This window comes from Actinomyces bowdenii (genome assembly GCF_017592395.1).
Lineage (GTDB): Bacteria > Actinomycetota > Actinomycetes > Actinomycetales > Actinomycetaceae > Actinomyces > Actinomyces bowdenii.
The window spans coordinates 1-1433 of sequence record NZ_JAGFOU010000048.1 but is presented as its reverse complement, the minus strand read 5'-3'; the positions used below and the strand labels follow the sequence as shown (position 1 = coordinate 1433).

Sequence of the window (1433 nt, the reverse complement as noted above, 5' to 3'; positions counted from 1 at the left end):
TTGGCACCCCAGTGATCCCCTCATCCCTTACTACTAATTCCACCAGACGGTTCAACTGCGCCCTGTCCAGGCCTGTGATACCCTTGCTCATGACGGCTCGTTCCTGAGAGGTTTTCGTTATGCAATCTGATTCTCTCAGACCAACGAGCCGTCACCCATCTAACACGCCGAACACCTACCCCCAGTAAACACCCCTGAATAACCTTCATCGGTGCCCTGTCTTTGACAACTAAGAAGATGAAGATCTACCCCATCGAGGGCAACCAGAACGCTGAGCAAGTCATTCTCGCCATGAATCGTCTAGTGCGGGAGACTGACAGCGAGAAGAATCTGGAGTGATGGGTGTTTTTCGGACTGTGGTTGTTGTGTGGGTCAGGCTGCTTTCTGGTGTCCCAGGAGTTGGCGTTCGACCTCGTTGGGTGTGCGGTATCCCAGGGCTGAGTGTAGGCGGGTGTGATTGTAGGTCAGCTCGATCCATGAGGCAATATCGTTCACGGTTTTCTTGCGTGTGGGGTAGACCATGCGGTTGGCCCTCTCGTTCTTGAGTGTGGCATTGAAGGACTCTGCCCAGGCGTTATCCCAGCACACCCCGGTCCGCCCTACCGAGGCCCGGATGCCATACCTGTTCAGATGTGCCGAGAACTGCTCGGAGGTGTATTGAGAGCCCCGGTCGGAGTGGAAGATCGTCTTACCTCGGATGGTAGGGCAGTTGCGCACGGCCATATCGATGGCCTCGCATACCAGGGAGGTTCTCATGTGATCAGCCATCGCATAGCCAACGACTTTCTTTGTGGCGCAGTCCAGGACGGTGGCCAGGTAGACGAATCCCTCTCAGGTGCGGATACAGGGTGATGTCTCCCACCCATTTCCTTCCCGGTGTCTTAGCGGCGGTAGTCGCGCTCCACCAGGTCGGGTCTGACTCCCAGGCCGGCGGCCGGGGTGGTGGTAAGGACCTTTCGGCGCGGACAGGTGGCCACCAGGCCGGCCCGCCGCATGAGGCCGCGCACGGTATCGCGTGAGGTGCTCACTCCCCGGCGCCCCAGCCGGGCGGTGATACGGCGGTAGCCGTAGGTTCCATCGGAGGCCTTGAACTCGGTCTCGATCATGGCAGCCAGTTCCTGCCTCCTGATATCCCTGCGTGACTGTGGTCTATCCCTCCAGGAGTAGTATCCCGAGCGTGATACCCTCGCCCAGCGGCACATCGATGAGACGGGGTAGTTGCCTTCTTCGCGATTGATGAGAGCGTACCTCCGGGTCACTGCTGTTCCTTCGCGAAGAAGGCCGTCGGTCGGGTGGCCCGGGGGAGTCTCACCCCCGGGCTCCCACGGAACCGTGCGTAACAGTCTCCCGTTACACGGCTCTTGTCATTCCTGGTCACCAAAAGGAGTGGACCCAGGCCCAGTGCGCCATGAGGTAGGGGTACTGCTTGGTTA

The 1433-nt window shown here is 59.2% G+C and carries 1 protein-coding gene and 1 pseudogene; both read right to left on the bottom strand.

Annotated features, from left to right (window positions below; all coding sequences use genetic code 11):
• Positions 1-372: 372 nt before the first annotated feature.
• Positions 373-819: pseudogene (locus J5X07_RS12725) on the bottom strand (IS3 family transposase); the annotation flags it as partial.
• A gap of 62 nt (positions 820-881) precedes the next feature.
• Positions 882-1202 carry an IS3 family transposase gene (locus tag J5X07_RS12720; RefSeq protein WP_279596232.1) on the bottom strand — a complete coding sequence of 107 codons (321 nt, stop codon included), beginning with the start codon at positions 1200-1202 and terminating at the stop codon, positions 882-884.
• Positions 1203-1433 lie beyond the last annotated feature (231 nt).

Coding starts and splice junctions, on each gene's coding strand:
- J5X07_RS12720 (WP_279596232.1), bottom strand. CDS start 1,202: ATGTGCCGCTGGGCGAGGGTATCACGCTCGGGATACTACTCCTGGAGG.